General features: G+C 43.9%; 7 protein-coding genes and 1 pseudogene. 5 read left to right on the top strand and 3 right to left on the bottom strand.

The annotated features are described in order from the left end of the window. Nucleotides 1-11: 11 nt before the first annotated feature. Nucleotides 12-431 (bottom strand): rRNA maturation RNase YbeY, encoded by a 420-nt coding sequence (ybeY, locus tag ACKWCA_RS05340; protein ID WP_413977130.1) that lies wholly within the window; start codon nucleotides 429-431, stop codon nucleotides 12-14. Next, entirely contained in the window at nucleotides 424-3924 is a 3501-nt protein-coding gene (locus tag ACKWCA_RS05335; protein WP_413977129.1) for a hypothetical protein, read from the bottom strand. Before ACKWCA_RS05335 ends, ybeY begins: the two co-directional genes overlap by 8 nt. A gap of 295 nt (nucleotides 3925-4219) precedes the next feature. On the opposite strand from ACKWCA_RS05335, the gene gltX reads away from it, so the two are divergent. Continuing rightward, nucleotides 4220-5728 carry a glutamate--tRNA ligase gene (gene gltX / locus ACKWCA_RS05330; RefSeq protein ID WP_413977128.1) on the top strand — a complete coding sequence of 503 codons (1509 nt, stop codon included), beginning with the start codon at nucleotides 4220-4222 and terminating at the stop codon, nucleotides 5726-5728. Nucleotides 5729-5854: 126 nt separating this feature from the next. Then, on the top strand, nucleotides 5855-6781 hold the full coding sequence (locus tag ACKWCA_RS05325) for an SPFH domain-containing protein (protein ID WP_413977127.1): 927 nt from the start codon (nucleotides 5855-5857) through the stop codon (nucleotides 6779-6781). Nucleotides 6782-6989: 208 nt separating this feature from the next. Here ACKWCA_RS05325 and ACKWCA_RS05320 read toward each other — a convergent pair whose 3' ends face one another. Beyond that, a complete protein-coding gene (locus ACKWCA_RS05320; protein ID WP_413977126.1) occupies nucleotides 6990-8675 on the bottom strand; it encodes a glutamine--tRNA ligase/YqeY domain fusion protein in 1686 nt (561 codons plus the stop codon). A 281-nt stretch (nucleotides 8676-8956) separates the two neighbouring features. Between ACKWCA_RS05320 and ACKWCA_RS05315 the strand changes: the two genes are divergently transcribed. The 3 genes and pseudogenes from ACKWCA_RS05315 to ACKWCA_RS05305 form a co-directional block, all read left to right on the top strand. Further along, the gene (locus ACKWCA_RS05315; protein WP_413977125.1) at nucleotides 8957-11209 is read left to right on the top strand and encodes a T9SS type B sorting domain-containing protein; all 2253 of its coding nucleotides are present in this window, start codon (nucleotides 8957-8959) and stop codon (nucleotides 11207-11209) included. A 12-nt stretch (nucleotides 11210-11221) separates the two neighbouring features. Further along, nucleotides 11222-13516 (top strand): PorP/SprF family type IX secretion system membrane protein, encoded by a 2295-nt coding sequence (locus tag ACKWCA_RS05310; protein ID WP_413977124.1) that lies wholly within the window; start codon nucleotides 11222-11224, stop codon nucleotides 13514-13516. Between the two features lie 1168 nt (nucleotides 13517-14684). Beyond that, a pseudogene (locus ACKWCA_RS05305) lies at nucleotides 14685-19308 on the top strand (T9SS type B sorting domain-containing protein); the annotation flags it as partial.

Below are 19308 nucleotides of genomic sequence, written 5' to 3'. Positions count from 1 at the left end.
ATTCCTTAGCTCTATTGTTCCACGTGGAACATTTTCATTTTTTCAAATTCTTTTTGGCGCATGACTTCACTATCCTCTTTTGTCTTATCATTATAATCCATCATGTGCAGTAATCCGTGTGCCATCACCCTGTGTAGCTCCTCATCCCCGCTTACCTTGTATTCCTTTGCATTGTCCATAACACGCTCAAAGGAAATAAATATGTCGCCTGCTATGCAGCCATTCTCAGAATAATCGAAGGTAATAATATCAGTTAGGGTGTCGTGATTTAAATGCCTCATATTTAAATCCAAGAGGTAGGCGTCATCACAAAAAATATAGCTGATACTCCCCGGCTTGAAATTCTCAGAGACTATTACCCTATTTAACCAATCGGAATACAAGGATTCATCATCAAGTCTAAAACCCGCTGTATAATGATATTCAATCATTCTTTTTGAAGTACTCTTTTACCTTCGTTTTGTAATTCTGCCTCAAAGGTAAGGCCTGCCGATTCAAAACCTCGGTTTCATTCCTATAATTCTGTAACTGCACTGGTTTAGTTGTAATCGGATTTTTAAACTCTCTTTTATTGGTGTTACTCTCCCGATCAGGCTTTTTACCCTGCTTCATCGCAGCGTCCTTTAACTTCAAAAGCTCATATTGAATAGTATTCATCTTATTCAAGCCCCTCTGCGTAATTCCATTTTCCAGTAAATCGTTTTCAAATTCCTCCATTTGTCGCGCCAGTTTTTCACCCAATTTACGGTCACTTGAATTGATCATCTCTTCTAGTTGCTCCTCCAACTTCTGTCGAATCAACTGTTGTTCCTTATATATTTCGTAAATCTCTTTAAGTTCCTGCTCGCTAGGACCTACCTGCTCACCATCACCGCCGTCTCCTTCACCTTGACCTTGCCCTTTTCCATTACCTTTCCCGCTACCCTTTTCTCCGCCTTCTCCTTCACCCTTGTCGCCGTTCTTCCCTCTTTCACCTTCACCACTATTCCCTTGCTTACCCTCTTCACCACTTTCTCCTTCTTTTCCGCCTTCCTTTCCTTCACCACTTTCTCCAGACTTGCCCTCACTACCTTGCCCTTGTTGTGGTTGACCTTGACCGGATTGCCCCTGTCCTTCCATCTTCTCCTTCAATTCGCCTTGGCTTTTAATGATATCAGGAAGTTGAAACCCTTGACCTTCTCCTTCGCCCTCACCAGATTGCATACTTTCTTGCATATTATCCAAAATATTAGCTAGAAAATCAGATAGCTCATTGGCAGCATTTAAAACATACTTCTGATAGGAAACTCCTTGGTAGATTTGACTTTCTGCAATACTCTCAAGGGCCTTATCCGTATTGTAATAAACCTCCGTAATCTGTTCATTGACGAATTCTGAAAGCTCGGCTCGACGCAACGATAGCGAAAACAAACTATCATCAACATGTTCAAACAACTCTCGTAACTCTTGTTGCTTTTTAATACTCCCTGAAAACTGTGGCATATCCAACTCTGCACTTTCCAAGTTATCGAACAGATTCTCCTGCTTAAATGAAAATGTAACCAAATTATCTAGTATTTGTCGCAACATCTCAGCATCCTCGGTAATGGAGGATCCTCCGCCCCCGCCTGCAGATGACTGTTGCAGCTTCTCGCTCATTTCCTTCATTTTTTCCGCAGCAGACTTCTGTTTGTTCTTTGCGCTCTTTTGGCTTTGTTGCTTCTTTTCGCTCTCAGCAGGCTCAGCCTCCTGACTCTTGTTGAGATCTTCCAATGCATCCTGCTGATCTTCCTTTACGGCATCTTCCTTCGAGGAGTCCGTATCCAAATTCATAGGCTTCTTCAAATCTTCATTATCCTTACGCAGCTCTTCCAACGCTTTGGACAGTTCCTTGAAAGCATCGTTCAACTTCTCTTGCTCCTCCTTTTCGTACTCCTCACCCACGTTCTTTTCGGAGAGTTCTTGTTGCTTCTCCGCCATCTTTTCTAAATCCTTGGCCAACTGCGCCGCCTTTTCGGTTACATAGTATCTCTTAGTGAGCTCCAACAACTGTTCTAGATTACGCTCACTATTCTGTTGTTTTTTTGCTAGTTCCTCCAGGCGTTTTGTCAATTCCTCTTTATCGATCTTATCCGCGATCTTATTCAGCTCGTCCAATAACTTCTCATTCTTTTTCGCCTCAATTTCCTGTCGCTCTAAGCGTTCTTGCAACAACTCATTAAGCTCATCATTCTTGTTGTCCTTTTCAAGGTTTTCCTTAAGCTGTTTACTAAACTTCTGCATCATATTTTCTTGCTGCTGTTGTTTGCGAAGAAAATCCTTGATCTGGTTCTGATCATTGAAATTGAGTTGGTTCTTTTCCTTTTGACCTTGATTGATTTCTTTGAGGGTTTCTTTTTGCTCTTTGAACCGCTCCAATGACCTGTCCATATTGTTGATAATGGACTGCTGCGACTCCAAGGCTTTGTTTTTCAGTTCATCTGTATTGAGCAGTACAGTACTAAATACCTGACTCTTAGTGGATTTTCCGTTGCGAATACCGTCATTGTCGGTGGCCTCGAAATAGAAGCTATACGCCTTCCCCGTTTCAAGGTTAAGTCCTGAAGGAAAAGTGTAATAAAATTGATTGTAGTTGGTATTCGGTTCTTCTATGGTTATGCGCTGTTGCTCTTGAGGGTCCTCATCGGCATAACAGACTAATCGAATCGAGCGCACCAGATAATCATCTGAAGTTTCCCCCGCATAAAAGGAAATGTTAGGGTTAAGGGAATCAAATACTTGTTTCACCTTTATAGAGGGATATGCATCTTTGACTACTTCAAAATTGTAAGCCAACCGTTCGTAATCTTTTATGTTCTCATTTGAAGTAGCAATTTCATAGGACAAATCATCATAAATTCGTTTTGACAACTGAAATACATCCATTTCCATATCAAAGGCACGTGCGGTATCTGAAGTCACCAAATCGACCCGCTTCACGTTCTTGCCATCAATTTTCCAGGTAACTTTCGTTCCTTCAGGGAAATTGGCGTTTCCCGTGCTTTTCAACACTTCACGTTTCAGTTCGGTATAGGCAGGATACTCCAACAGCAGCTCAAAATTTTCGATTGCCGGTGTTTCTAGCGCAGTCAAGCGGTAGGTCTGTGACCTCACCTCGTTTGCCAGGAAAAAGAATTCGGTGGATCGAAATGGAGGAGAAAAAGTATACCGATAGGTACCATTTTGCCGTTGAAGCTGTAGTTGTTTTCCATCCACCTCAATATAAACCACTTCTGGCTGCACTTCACCCTCAACGGCAACATCAATAGTGTGCGGTTTATCGTTCAATACATCCAAATCATTCGAAAGTAAACGAAACTGAAATGGGGCCGGCTTTTCGTAGGCCAAGTCATAGTTGACGATGCGTTTCGTAGAACCAAAGAAATCACTTAAATTTCCGCTAATCCAAATCAATCCAAAAATCAATAGGGGAATCGTAATATACTTCAGGTACTTCAAATTCTCCTTAAAATCTATCGCTTTACCAAAAGGAACGGGTTTCAATGACTCGGAACGCTGTTCTATACTAGCCGCCAAAAGTTCGGAACGATTGCTATCTTCCGCCAAATCCAAAAGATTGTACAATTTATCGTCGACATCTTGAAAATGTTTCCCGATGAGCAAAGAGGCCTCCTTATTGGTAATGCCCCGCTTTAGCTTGAAGAGATAGAACAACGGGGTCAAAATATATCGAAATACCAATACGAGTTCAATGACCACTAAACTTAAAAGTAGCATCAATCTTCCACTTGAACTCAACCAAAGAAAGTACTCGAAGCTCAAGGTCACTATAAAAAAGAGTAGTCCAAATGCCACAAACAACAAAACACCCTTAATCAATAACTTGGTATAGTACCGCTTGGTAAACTGACCTAGCTTGGCTATTATATTTTCGTACGCATTCAAATTCCGCTATTTTATTAGCAAGATACTGGTTCTTACAAATTTAATTATCAAATTCGTGTTAAACCCTTTCCTTGGCCGTTTTTAGACAAGCTGCCGATTTTGAAAGATTTAGGACCCTAATCCGGTCTCGTTTTCAGCCTCCTGGTATTTATCACGAGGTTTTTCTGGTTCGAACGCCTTCCGATTCAAAAAAGGCCTTCCAACTACAATTGAAAGAAGTCCCGGTTTAAATCGAAAAAGAATGCCCCCTCTGGGCTAGACGTATTTCCTATCTTTGCACCTTAAAATCTCACCCATGAATCAGAAAGTCCGTGTTCGGTTTGCACCTAGTCCTACTGGACCTTTACATATCGGCGGCGTACGTACCGCTTTATTCAATTACCTTTTTGCAAAACAGCACGATGGTGTTTTTGTGCTTCGGATTGAAGATACCGATCAAAACCGCTATGTTGAAGGTGCGGAACAGTATATTATTGACGCTTTGAATTGGTGCGGTATCCCTTTTGATGAAGGGCCCGGAAAAGAAGGATCGGTCGGCCCCTATCGCCAAAGTGAGCGTAAATCACTTTATAGACAATATGCAGACGCTCTTGTCGAAAAAGGGAAGGCCTATTATGCCTTTGACACTTCGGAGCGGCTCGACTTTCATAGAAAAGATCACGAGGCCAAGGGCAAAACCTTCATCTATAACTGGCACAATAGACTAAAACTTGTGAACTCTCTTTCCCTTTCAGCCGAAGAGACGCAACAGAAAATAGATGCTGGTGAAGATTATGTGATACGTTTTAAATCCCCGAAAGACGAAACGCTACTACTTCAAGATACGATTCGCGGAACGATTCGAATCGACACCAATATTCTTGATGATAAGGTTCTTTTCAAGGCCGATGGCATGCCTACCTATCACTTGGCCAATGTAGTGGATGATCATTTAATGAACATCAGTCATGTCATTCGTGGGGAGGAATGGTTGCCTTCTTTGGCCCTTCACCAGTTGCTTTATAATGCATTTGAGTGGAATGCACCCGAATTCGCGCATTTGCCATTGATTATGAAGCCTGTGGGAAAAGGGAAATTGAGTAAGCGAGATGGGGAAAAAATGGGTTTTCCGGTATTTCCCTTATCCTGGAACGAGTCACAGGGCTATAGGGAAGCAGGTTATTTTTCAGAAACCGTTGTTAACTTTTTGGCACTACTGGGTTGGAATCCGGGCACGGAACAAGAAATCTTCAGTCTAACAGAATTGATTTCGAGCTTTAGCCTTGACCGGGTCAATAAGTCGGGCGCTCGTTTTGATCCCGATAAGACGAAATGGTATAACCAGCATTATATAAAAGAAAAGGCCAACGATGAACTGGCCGATTTGTTCAGACCGATACTGCTCGAAAAAGATATCTCAGCGCTTTCCTTCGATAATGATTTTGTTGAACGGGTCGTTTCCCTAATCAAAGAAAGGGCAACCTTTGTTTCCGACTTTTGGCAACTGTCGCATTACTTCTTCACTACACCTGAACACTATGACGAAAAAGCGGTAAGAAAACAGTGGAAACCGGACACTGGTTCGATTATGAACCAATTGGTATCGATTTTAGAGGACATCACCGATTTCTCTAGTCAAAACCTTGAAGATCGAGTAAAACAGTGGATTACCGACAACGAACTATCTTTGGGCAAAGTCATGGCTCCACTTCGCTTGCTTCTGGTCGGTGCATTGCAAGGCCCACATGTTTTTGACATTCTGGAACTTATCGGGAAGGAAGAAAGTATCAAAAGGATCGAAAAAGGCATTGCAGAATTGGGGTAGTACGGCGTTTGATTTGATTGGCCCTCTTATTCGGTGTCGGGGCCACATTTGTAACAAAAGCTGGTAAAATCCTACAGATAAGCTAAAGTCTTATTATCTTCAATTATAAATCTAAAAAACACTATCATGGGCAGTTTCTTCTTTATACCTATTATTTTTTTCGCAGTCATTATTTTGATTTCGGCATTTTTTATTGTCAAGCAACAGACCGCGGTCATTATCGAACGCTTTGGTAAATTCCATAGCATTCGGCATTCAGGGCTTCATCTTAAGATTCCTATGGTCGATCGAATTGCAGGAAGGCTTAGTCTAAAAATTCAACAGCTCGATGTCATCATAGAGACCAAGACCCTTGACGATGTATTCGTACGCTTAAAAGTTTCCGTTCAGTACAAAGTCATCAGAGACAAGGTATATGATGCCTTCTATAAGCTAGATTACCCACATGATCAAATTACCTCATACGTTTTTGACGTAGTACGCGCAGAGGTTCCTAAAATGAAATTGGATGATGTCTTTGTTCGAAAAGACGATATCGCCATCGCGGTCAAATCCGAACTCAATGATGCCATGATGGAATATGGGTATGACATCATCAAAACCCTAGTGACCGACATTGACCCTGATGCGCAGGTCAAAGAGGCGATGAACCGTATCAATGCCTCGGAGCGTGAAAAAATCGCCGCACAGTTCGAGGGAGATGCTGCACGAATTCTTATCGTCGAAAAAGCAAAGGCCGAGGCGGAAAGCAAGAGATTACAAGGACAGGGTATTGCAGATCAACGCCGTGAAATTGCCCGAGGCTTGGAAGAATCGGTCGAGGTCTTAAATAAGGTGGGCATCAATTCTCAGGAAGCCTCTGCCTTAATCGTGGTCACCCAACATTATGACACGCTACAATCCATCGGACAGGAAACCAATAGCAATTTGATCCTATTGCCAAATTCCCCTCAGGCCGGTAGCCAAATGTTAAACGACATGGTCGCGAGCTTTACGGCGAGCAATCAAATCGGTGAGGCCATGAAAAAAGCAAAACCCAAAAAACTGGAATAACAGAAATTCAAGTTAAAAATCCCGCTTTGTGTGTTACAAAGCGGGATTTTTAGTTTTCGGCCTTTTAGAGGCGTTTTTTCAACGCTTCGCAAGCAAGCGCAGCTATATACATGCTGTAGTTTTAAAACGCGCTTAAACCCTATGAAACAAAGCGCATTCGGATAGAAAATACCGATTGATATAATTTTTGGTATAGAGAGATTCTATGTCAACTTTTTTGTTGAATTTTTGCCCAGGAATCGCGTAACCCTACGGTACGATTGAACACCAATTTTTCTGGACTGGTATCCGGGTCTACACAGAAATAACCCAAACGTTGAAATTGTACCCGATCTTCAATCTGGGCATTTTTTAAACTAGGCTCTAGGTAGCCTGTAACGACCTGTAACGAATCAGGGTTTATAAACTCCATAAAATCTTTATCCTTATGGGTATCCGGACTTTCATCCGTAAATAGACGATCGTACAAACGCACTTCCGCCTCGATTGCATGTTCGATCGAAACCCAATGCAGTGTTCCTTTTACCTTACGAAGACTTTCTTCAGTACCGCTACCACTTTTACTTTTTGGGTCATATGCGCACTGCACTTCGATGATGTTTCCGTTCTCGTCTTTGGTACAGCTTTCGGCCTTTATGATATAGGCGTTCTTCAATCGCACCTCTTTTCCCAGTTTCAACCGAAAAAACTTCTTATTGGCCTCTTCTCTAAAGTCCTCTTTCTCAATGTAGATCTCTCTTGAAAAGGGCACCTGTCTCGAACCTGCTGAATCATCTTCAGGATTGTTCTCGGCATCCAACCATTCTTCTTCTCCCTCAGGGTAGTTTGTTATCACCACTTTCAACGGGTTCAAAACCCCCATTACCCTCGGAGCCACTTTGTTCAGATGGTCCCGAACCTGAAACTCCAATAGTGAGACATCAATCAGGTTTTCCCTCTTGGCAATACCTATGGTGTCAGCAAAATTTCGAATAGACTCCGGTGTAAACCCTCGCCTTCGCAAACCTGATATGGTCGGCATACGTGGATCGTCCCATCCATTGACTACTCCTTCTTCTACCAACCGCAATAGTTTTCGCTTACTTACCACAGTATGGCTCAAGTTTCTCCGTGCGAACTCGCGTTGCTTCGGACGCACCTTTTCATCTTTGACCACCTGGTCCAAAAACCAATCATAGAGTTCACGATGCATGGCGAACTCCAATGTACAAAGTGAATGGGATACTTGTTCTATATAGTCGCTCTCCCCGTGTGTCCAATCATACATCGGATAAATACACCAATCGGTATTTGTCCTATGGTGCTCCTTGTGCAGCACGCGGTACATAATCGGGTCGCGCATGAGCATGTTCGAAGAGCTCATATCAATTTTAGCGCGAAGCACGTGTTTCCCTTCTTCGAAATCTCCCGATTTCATGCCCTCGAACAAGGCCAAATTTTCCGCCACAGATCGATCCCGAAATGGACTTTCGACTCCAGGTTCGGTAGGGCTCCCTTTTTGAGTTGCCATTTCCTCAGAAGTTTGGCTATCCACATAGGCCTTCCCCTCCTTGATCAAGAAAACGGCCCAATCATAGAGCTGCTGGAAGTAATCGGACGCATACCGTTCGGTACTCCATTCGTATCCCAACCATTCTACGTCTCGCTTTATCGCATCGACGTACTCCTGTTCTTCCTTAGCGGGATTGGTATCGTCAAACCTGAGGTTCACCGGGGCATTATAGCGCAGTCCTAACCCAAAATTGAGGCAAATCGAACTAGCATGGCCAACGTGGAGGTACCCATTGGGTTCTGGCGGAAAACGAAAGCGCAACTGGTCTTTCGGAAATCCGTTTTTTAGGTCTTCCTCGATGATGTGTTCCAAAAAATTCAACGATCGTTCAGACTCGCTCATAGGGTGATTTTAAGAAGCTACAAAAGTAGCAAAAAAGCCCTGAATACGGACTACAAAATAAAGGTCGCCATACAAATATGGGCGTTTCACAACAAAATCCCTTCCCGATACAACATTAAATTCCCCGTCCGGCATTAAAAAGACATATTTGTTTTGAATATAGATTAAAGTAAGACGAGAGCGGAAATGGGCGATACCCGCAAATTAATATGAACGCCTATTGTTTTATCAGGACCCAAATCCAAAATAGAACTGTAGTGACCCAAAAACTACAACTACTTATGAGACACACATCACTAACTCGCTTTTTCATCACGACGGCTTTCTTTTTGATTGTTACACAAGCCTTTTCACAGCTTTTGGTTCAACCCCCTGAACCAGCGGATAACCCCAATTTGGCAGGTAATTCGCCATGGAATGCCGGTATTTGCGCAGGTGTTGGAGGGTTCAACCAATACTACGCCAGAATCAGTTGGGCGGGTACGGCAAATGCCGACAACGAATTCATCTTAGAGCTTTCAGATGCCAATGGCGATTTTACCAATGCCGTTGAACTGGGCCGGGCAGATGACCAGAATACCAACAACCCCAAAGAGTTCGATATGGAATTCTCCATCCCTACTAACGCTAGGGGTGACGGCTACAAGATACGGGCTCGAAGTACAAGTCCGGCAATGGAGAGAGAATCCGACAACTCTTATCCGATGTATTACATGGATGTTACCACAAACCTTAACATTAGCGAATTGGGCGATGGAAATCCCCCAGGTAGTGTTTGTAGCGCAACATCGATTACACTGCAAGTCGATAATATTCCAAACCCTGAAACCTACCAATACATCTGGTACCGAAGCGGTACGGAACTGACCTCGGAAACAGGGCACACCTTGAACGTGACCCAGTCGGGTATGTATCAAGCGGTCATTTATTACGGCGACCTCTGTACGGGTTCTGGTAATACCGATTCAAATATTGTCACCGCGACCATCGGATCAACTGGTCCAGGTGTAGGCATCAGCCCGCCAAGCAATACGGCCTTGTGTGCAGGAGATACTGAAACATTGACTATAGATACCACAGATCCTACTTGGAGTTACCAATGGTATAAAGACAACAACGCCATCACAGGTGCTATCACCACAAGCTATATCGTCGATGCCAGTATCGTCGGTTTTGAAGGGGATTACCAAGTCGAAATTTCTGCTCCTGGTATTTGTACCCAACGCTCGAACCCGGTAACGATTACCAATGCGGACAACTTTACAGTTACCCGCGACAACCCGTCGAACATTGTCATTTTGCCTTCTAGTCCAGAAACATTGCGTGTCACGACCAATGCGGTATCCCCAACCTATCAATGGTTTAGAAATGGAGGTGCTATTGGAGGTGCTACCGGAAGTACACTTGATATTACCCAAGCAGGCACCTACTTCGTAGAAGTGACCCAATCAGGAGGTACTTGCCCGGGTACAGTTCGAAACTCGGAGAATACAGTGGCAGTCGTTCCTGCTTCCTTTGAAATTATTGCAGATTATAATGGAACCTATACTTCTTGTGTAAATACGGATGTAGTGCTAGAGGTGGTGACCATAAATGCCGTAACGAACGATGGGAGTACCATCGATGTAACTAGTCAATTAGAATCTTCATTTACGTACCAATGGCAAAAAGATGGTGCGGATGTTACCGGAGCTACCTCTCAAAATATCAGTTTGACCGATACCTCGGAAAATGGGGATTACCAAGTCAACGCTTCCATCAACACCTATAATGAAACTTCGAACGTGTTAGCCGTTCAACTGTTAACCAATGAAACCCTGACCATCAGCAGTACGAGTACCGTCTATTGTAATTCTTCCGATGCAATTACGATTAGTACCACTACTGACCTGAGTGCTGAAACGTTCAGATGGGAACGCGATGCAACCACCGTGAATACTTCGGATACAGGTCTCACCGTTACAGAATCAGGAAAATACCGTTTGGTACTAGACAGAAATGGCTGTGACCTCGTTTCAAACGAGATTGCGATTACCCCATTGGATTCAGATCTCATCTCCTTTGATGTGGATGGCGATGTCATTTTCCCTGAGGGTAGTTCACAAACCGTACGGGCAAGTGGTGGAACCTCATATCAATGGTTCGATAGCGCAAATACATTGGTCAGTAGTGACGAGACAATGACCTTTGCGGAAGAAGGTGATTTTCTACTCATAGCCACCGTAGACAATTGTGAGGTATCACGAACCATTCGGGCAAGCTATTTGGATTTGTTCAATGTTCCCAATGTAATCACTCCCAATGGAGATGGTGCTAACGATCAATGGGTGATTCCTAATTCCTACTCCAACAAGAACGATGTCACCGTTACTATTTACAATACCAACGGTGAAGAGCTATATAATCAAACGAATTATCAGAACAATTGGCCCGGTTCAACAATGACCTTCATAAAACAAAATATGGTGTTTTATTACGTCATTAAAGATGCCAACGAAACCCTAAAACAAGGAACTATTACCGTTATTCGATAACAACCAACTTAAATGAAACTAAGAAACCTCTTCGCATTGTCCCTAATAGCCTTCTCTTCATTGACCATGGTCAGCGTGCTCAATGCCCAAGAAGATGATCCTATTTTGCCATATCGGGTTGCTCCACAAAACCTGTTGAAGTTTAATCGATTTTTGATAAACCCAACCTTTACGACTGTTCGTGAAGATAAATCATACATTAACCTTCTACACAGAAACCAATCGGTACAATTTCAAGATAACGACCAAACCTACTTTTTGAGTTATAGTGGTCGAATGGGTGATCGAAGTGGCCTTGGTCTTAGCTTATATACGCAACGTTTAGGACCCGTACAGAACATCGGGGTCTTGGCCAACTACGCATACGGCATCAAGCTAAGTGATAAAAGTAACTTTACTTTTGGTGGAAATCTTGCCTACTACAGTACCGGGCTGAATAGGAATGATGTCGACGTTATCGACCCGAACGATTTTAGATTGAACGGTACGGAAGACAGCAATATTCTATCGTTTCAACCCGGATTCAATTTATCATATGGGCAATTTGATTTTGGTGTATTTGCCGAAAACCTTTTTGATTACAATTTAAAGACCAGTGAGACGCTTACTGAATTTTCAGATAAGACCTATTCGGCTCACTTACAATATACCCATCAGTTTAAAAATGCGGATGGTGTGCTTGAAAGCGCACGATTGATGCCGCTTGCCAGAGTACGGCTGAACACCTTGAATCAATCCATTACAGATGAAAGTAACGACTATTCCTTAGGAGGCAGTTTGATTCTTGACCTGCCAAAACTGGGATGGCTTCAAGGCGGTTATGATACCTTCTATGGTGCATCCGCGGGTGCCGGATTCAACATCAACCGTAGAATGTCATTAGGTTATACAATGGAAAAGGGTTTCGGAACGGATTTCAACAATCTTGGTCTTACCCATGAGATTTCCTTTGCGTACTCGTTTACGCCAAACTTGACCGAAGATCGTGTGATGCTCGAAGCAGAAGATGAGCTTGCAGAAAACAATGAATTGCAAGTGGATGCATTGGCCGCCAATGAAGAGTTGGAAGAACTGAAAAGAAAACTTGCCGAAAACGAAGAGGTATTGGCCGAATTGATGTTCCGTCAAGATTCTTTGGAAGCCAATCGACAAAATGACCTTGAGCGCCGATTTGAAATGGTCATGCGTATGGTCCGGAACGAAACAAAAGGAACACGACCCGATTTGGAAAAAAGAGCGGAGGACCTATTCAAAACCGGGAAAAATACACAAAACAATGTTGTAAGCAACACCCGCGCTACCGATAGAACGAACGCGAGCGACTATACCTCCGAAAACCCAGAAAATAGCGTTGCCGCCACTACGGCTCGTGAAAATCAAAAATCCACAGTGCAACAAGACGCGGTCAACACAGTGAATTCACGCCCGACAAGAATCGCTACCGCAGTAGTCCAAGATAAAACAAACACCAAAGATGTTCCTAACAGTATGGCAAGTGCCCGTGAGAAGAAGGTACTTCCGACCCAAAGGAGAAGTGCCATTCAATCTTCCGACCCTTCCAATACAACAACTGCCATCGCAGCTCAAGACAATACGCAGTCTTCTGATTATATAAATGCAGCCAACAGGGATGTCATCAAAAGTAGAAAATTCAAAAACCTAGAAGGGGTTACTGATGGATATTATGTAGTCGCCAACGTCTATAAAGGGGGCAAGTACATGGATAAGTTCATGACTTCCCTAAACCGAAAAGGGTTTAATTCAGACTTTATCGACAACCCGAACAACGGCCTAAAATACGTATACCTAGAGCGCTATGATACCTGGAGCGAAGCAGCAGCAGCCTACAAAAGCAATATGAACGGGTCCTATACCGATGATTTATGGATCATGAACGTTGACAACCGCTATACCAATGAACGTTATGCGAGCAATGTCGATAAGCTTCAGCAGAAATCATCGAAATACAGTACCGATGTCTTGGAGCCGAAAGTTGTTGAACGCGATAAAATCACTAGGAGTGATCTAAAATCACGTGTTTACAAAATAGACGGTATTGGCCAAGGATACTATATTATTGCGAATGTTTTCGCCAATCCCAATAATGCCAATCGGTTTGTAAAATTATTAAACTCATACGGGCTTAGCGCGAGTTACTTCATCAACCCCGAAAATAACTGGAGGTATGTCTATCTGAAACGACATGAATCTTGGAACAATGCGTTGATATCCTATTACTCGAAATTGAACGATGCCTACGATGATAAGATGTGGATAATGAGAGTGAGGTCAGAGGCGATTGCTTGACTGCGGATTAGAACTTTTACCATCTCTAAAAATCAGCATTGTTAACTACCGACCCATAGGATGTAAAGCTTCCGCTGCGGTAAACAAGCTTTGGCAAACCTGTCCGCTATTAAAGGCAAGGTCAAAAGATATTCGTAGGAAACCAAATTTACCAAATCGCGATGCCCGACTGCCGTAAGCTAGGCATAAATCTCGGTTCCTGAGTCAGTTATTCCAATGACAAAATATCCCCAAAAGGATATGCAAGTAGGAGGTGCTTTTTTCCGCGCTATTTTCCAAAATTGAGTTTTGATGAGCAATGCTCTTTTTGTGGTACTCAAATATCCAAAGTTTTCCAACTTTCTTCTTGGTCTTTGCTTGTAATTTTGGATTCCTATGATAGTTTCAACACTGTTTTAGTCCTTCCCTTCTTGAACCTTCTTCTCAATTTTTCGCTACTGCAACACCTGTCTTTGGTCTTCGTTAACTACTTTCCATTAATCTCACTTTTAGATTATTTCGTTTTTCTTTTTCACAATGCTTACCAAACTAACATCCGTTCATCGAGCCTACTAAAACGGTCTCTCTCTTGAACCAAACAAACTCGAAGCTATTTCACTAGGTTTTCAAAAGAAACTAAATTTGTCAAATCGACAACAAACCCGGGGAAAGTTAGCAGGCGTTCTAACAATTTGCCTGAGGCGGTCAGGTCTGACCGCTATACATTTTGATAATGAAATCAAAGTGTTTCACCCGGCTGCCAAACCACTTTTTCCATTCAATTCGGCATGAACTTTTTCAGTTAGGAAATTGCCATTTTGATCACTAAAATTGAGGCCGATAAACGCTTTTTACCATCGTCCTATCAAGGTCAATCTTGGGTCTCCACAGCACATTTTTCATCTCATGAAATTCCTCTTCACCCTTTAAAAACCTCTGGTTCTCAGCTTGTTCTACATATAGAGTTCACTATGAAATAAGCTCGTCCAGAATTTGTCAAACCCTAAGAATTTAGGCTTTCACAACATTATCCCACCATGATACAACAATAAATTCCGGCCTTCGTCTTAAAGGACAATATTTGTTAGTAATACCGTCTCGTTTTTAGCGTACGCTATGCCATACCACATAGTGTATAAAATTCCAAGTGGAACACTGAGGACTTGACTTAATCAAACTTGCCGACCAAATGAAAATTAACCTGCCGAAAGTCCTATTGCTTGTGTTTCTGGCACTGCTATGTGGAAATACCCTCTTTTCACAAGTAAAAAATGACTTTGAAGTTCGTTATGAAGCTGATATTCGTGGTGAACTTACGTTTATCGCCAACAATATCGTCAATAGACAACAAGATGCCTATACAGAAACCGTCTGGGTCTGGAACAGGCGTAGAAGAAGGTGGGAGGAAGTAACCACCAACTACCCTGCAGTCGAACCGGAAGACCCTTATGATCTTACAGGAAGTGCCTCGGACTACAATGACAACCTCAATATGCAGTATATTGACGTTGATAGTGATACCAATACGTTCAGCTCAAGTAGTGCCACATTGGACGTCCCGGACGAAGGTTGTGCCCTGATACGCTACGCTGGATTATACTGGTCGGCCGTCTATGTAAATCCGGATAGAAGCACTATTGATGACATCAAATTTCAGGTGCCGGGCGGGGCTTATCAAGACCTTACCGCCGATGAAATTCTCTTTGATGGAGACGGCGATGCCGATTTTGGATATTACAGCCCCTATGCCTGTTACAAAGATGTCACCGCTATTCTCACCGGGCTAACGAATCCTGATGGTGTGTATACCGTAGCCAACGTACGGGCAAGTTCGGGCAGTAGTATTTCCGGAGGTATCTCCGGTGGATGGACCTTGGTCATTGTTTATGAAAACCCTAACCTTCCGGGTAGCAAATACATTACCACTTTTGATGGGTATGCGGGTATAGCGTCCGCAGCCCCGCCCGTTAATATCCCTATCAGCGGCTTTACAACTTTGCCCGCTCCCTTTGATGTAAATGCCAAAATAGGAGTAGGGGCCCTCGAAGGAGACAACAGAATAAATGGAGATGGCTTGGAAATAAATGCCAATGGCACTTTTTTTCCTGTAGGTAATACAATTAACCCTAATAACTCCACACAGATTAATTTTTTCAATTCTACTCTTAGTATAGATGACGTCACGCTAACTGCTAGAAACCCCAACAGTGTCAACACGCTGGGCTGGGATGTTGATATAGTGGATCTCCGCAATAATTTTAACTCTATCATCCCGAATGATGCAACAAGTGCAACTCTTCGGTTAAGCTCAACACAGGACAAGTACGACGTTTTTTTTACTTCCTTCGATGTCGAAATTATAGCCCCGAACATCGTATTGGAAAAGCGCGTAGAAGATATCGGCGGCACCGACATTACGGGTTTAGGTGTAAATCTTGGCCAAGAACTAGACTATGTGCTATCCTTCCAAAACATCGGTAATGACGATGCCACAAATTATACCATCAGGGATATATTGCCCCTAAACACGTCTCCCCCAGATGGAAGAACCGACTTCATACCTTCGGACTTCGTATTGCCCGCAGGTATGGCTCAGCCTGTATACAATGCAGCTACAAAAACCTTGGTCTTTACGGTACCCGATGATTTAGTCAATGAAGATGATCCGATATACACCATACGGATGAGGGTTCAAGTAGCGGAAAACTGTTTTGATTTCATCAATGCTTGTTCAGACCTTATTCAAAACTTGGCCTATTCCACATATCAAGGTGTAGAAAACTCTGCCGTAGTTACCGATGATCCCAGTGTTACCGATTTTGACGCTTGTGGGTTTGTAGTTCCAGGAGCTACCAACTTCTTGCTGGATGATCTTGCGGCCTGTGATTTTTTCAGAACCGTTGAACTTTGTGGTACTTCGGTCGTTTTAGATGCAGGGGATGGGTTCGACGGATACGATTGGTACCTTGATGTAAATGAAGATGGCTTAATCGACGCAGGTGATACCCTAATAAATAGTGGAGGGCCAGGAAACGATACACTGACAGTAACCAATATAGGCACCTATATCGTAGATAAAGCAGATACGGATCCTTGTAAAGGTTTTCAAGAAATTATTGAGGTAGTACCCTATGGCACCGGACTTATTCCGAATCCGGTCATCGAATACTTCAATACTGTGAATAGCGATACGGATCCAACCAATGATTTGGCAGGTGAAATCGTGCAATGTAGTGTCGATAATGCAGAGTTGCCCAAACTCTTTCTATGTGGTGTCGCGGATACCCGTCTCTTACAAATCAATATTGTTGATGCACAAACCATCCTTTGGGAACAACTCGATGAATCAAGCTGTACATCGGCAGGCGATGATTGCGCTAATAGAAATCTTACCTGCACGTGGAACCAAGTGGGCGCAGGCAATAATTATACAGTCGCAAGCGCTGGAAAATATCGCTTGCAGGTCACATATCAAAATGGGTGTACCAGCCGTTTCTATTTCAATGTATTTCAGAACACCTTAAACGTTCAAGAGACCCACAATGATATTCTTTGTAACACCCCGGGAAATATTACGGTTACCAATCCCGTAAGTGGTTATGTATACCGGTTAGTAGATGATGTTACAGGTGCTGAATTACGTGGTGGTTTTAGTACTGTTCGCAGCTTTGATTTTGGTCCTGGCGAAAATGGTGGATACCGGGTCGAAATGACACAAGTAGATGCCGCCGGACAACCTATGCCAAATGCATGTGTCTTTAGTACACCCTCCATCGGCATACTGGAACGAACCGTGACCTATGATGTAAGTGTTACTCCAGCGACCTGTATAGCAGGAGGAACCATAGGTTTTCAGGTGACCGATGCCGACCCCAATTATGAATACGAAATACGACTTGATGATGGTAACCCAGCTCCACCGCCGCCCGCCAATGACCCTTATTTTGGCCAGCACCCTGGAGGGACATTGGTCGATAGTGAAACTGCGCAACCCGATAACAATTTTACGTTTAATGGCCTTAATCCGGGCAACTACTTTGCCATTGCGAAAACGGATGACGGATGTATTCATGTGGAATCTGTCCAGGTTATTGACAATGACGATCTTGAGTTGACGGCTAGGCTGACACAGCCCATTACTTGCGGCAACGGAATAATCACGATGGAACCAACGGGCGGACAGCCCAATTATTCCTACGCCATATTGACTTACGTCGATGCAGGGGGAACAACCGTCACCTCCTATCCTACCGCCCAAGATATCCCGCCAGCGGAATACCAATCGAGCGTAGATTTCAATATCCTTACGCCAGGAGACTATACCTTCGTAGTTGTTGACGACAACAACTGTACCTATACCTCAAATACCGTTACTATTGAAGAGCTTTCCATCACCTATACGACTTCCGTTGTGGACGAAAGTTGTTTTGGTCTTGAGGATGGTTCGTTCACCGTGAACGTCACCAACAATAATGGATATAGTTTAGGGTATCTCTTGACCTATCCTGATGGTTCCAACGATGCAAATACTTCGGGAAATTTCACCAATCTACCACAGGGTAATTATACTTTGGATATCGTGCAATCCAGTGGAGCGATTTCATGTGAAATTGAAGAAACCTTTACCATCGGAGGACCGGTCGATGCGGTGACCGGAACGGCGGCAATCGTATTGGACTATACTTGTGTCCAAAACGGTAGTATACAAGCCCAAAATGTGACCGGAGGAACGCCTCCTTATGCCTATAGTATTGATGGAATTAACTTTGTTCCCGACACCACCCCTGGTGCGAATACCTTTACCAACCTCACTGATGGCGCCTACACCATTACCATTCGCGACGCTAATAACTGTCTCGTAACAACCAATGCTGTCACTCTGGATCCCTTGAACCCACCAACGGATTTGACTTTTACGTCAACCCCGCCGAACTGCCCCGCTCTAACTTCGGATGTGGTCGCAACGGTTGTCAACGGCAATACGCCCTTTGTATTTGACATCATTGCTCCGGCTCCGATCGCAGCAACAAGTGCGACCGGTAATACAGCCGATTTTGATGCCCTAGCGCCCGGAACCTATACCTTTCGGGTTACCGATGATAAGGGATGCTTCTATACCGAAGATTTCACCATAGCGCCTGTTAATCAGATTTCGGTTACGAGCCAACTAGACAATAACATTAGTTGTTTTAATCTGACAGACGGAGCAGCTACTTTCAATGTGGGTGATTTCAATACCACTTATGATTATAGTATTGCAGGCCCCGCAACTTTTTCAGGAACCGCTGAAACCAATGCAACCGTTCCATTGACCGGTTTGGCTGCAGGAACCTATACCATTACCGTAACGGATAATGAAACAAATTGTACGGCAACCGCCGATGTGACCATCGCGGCGCCACCAGCGGCATTGGCGATCACCGCTCTGGACGTTACCGACCTGAGCTGTTCCGCCCTTGGTACCGTTCCCGGTTCGGTCACCGTGACCGCGGCCGATGGCTGGGGAAGCTATGAGTACGAACTCGAGGATCCCCTCGGGGCGACCGTTGGGCCACAGCCCACGGCATCGTTCACAGGACTTACCGATACGTCGGGGGCCTATACCGTCACCGTAAGGGACGCGGGCGGGTGCGAGGTCACACAGACCTTCTCCCTGTCGCCCACCGTGGCGCCCGTACTCGATGTGACCGCCAACAGCCTTTGCTACGACAGCGCTACGGGACTCACCCTGACCGCCAGCGTAACCTCGGGGGGCGAAGCGCCATTCCAATACAGGCTCAACGGCGGGGCATACCAGTCCAGTGCCGATTTCA

The sequence above is a fragment of the Maribacter corallii genome, from assembly GCF_047345415.1.
Taxonomy (GTDB): Bacteria; Bacteroidota; Bacteroidia; order Flavobacteriales; family Flavobacteriaceae; genus Maribacter_C.
Note: the sequence above shows the minus strand (reverse complement) of the source record. Positions and strands in the feature narration are given on the sequence as shown.

Excerpts from the sequence above, each read along its gene's own strand:
- ACKWCA_RS05325 (WP_413977127.1), top strand. The coding sequence starts at position 5,855 with ATGGGCAGTTTCTTCTTTATACCTATTATTTTTTTCGCAGTCATTATT.
- ybeY (WP_413977130.1), bottom strand. The coding sequence starts at position 431 with ATGATTGAATATCATTATACAGCGGGTTTTAGACTTGATGATGAATCC.
- ACKWCA_RS05310 (WP_413977124.1), top strand. The coding sequence starts at position 11,222 with ATGAAACTAAGAAACCTCTTCGCATTGTCCCTAATAGCCTTCTCTTCA.
- ACKWCA_RS05320 (WP_413977126.1), bottom strand. The coding sequence starts at position 8,675 with ATGAGCGAGTCTGAACGATCGTTGAATTTTTTGGAACACATCATCGAG.
- gltX (WP_413977128.1), top strand. The coding sequence starts at position 4,220 with ATGAATCAGAAAGTCCGTGTTCGGTTTGCACCTAGTCCTACTGGACCT.
- ACKWCA_RS05315 (WP_413977125.1), top strand. The coding sequence starts at position 8,957 with ATGAGACACACATCACTAACTCGCTTTTTCATCACGACGGCTTTCTTT.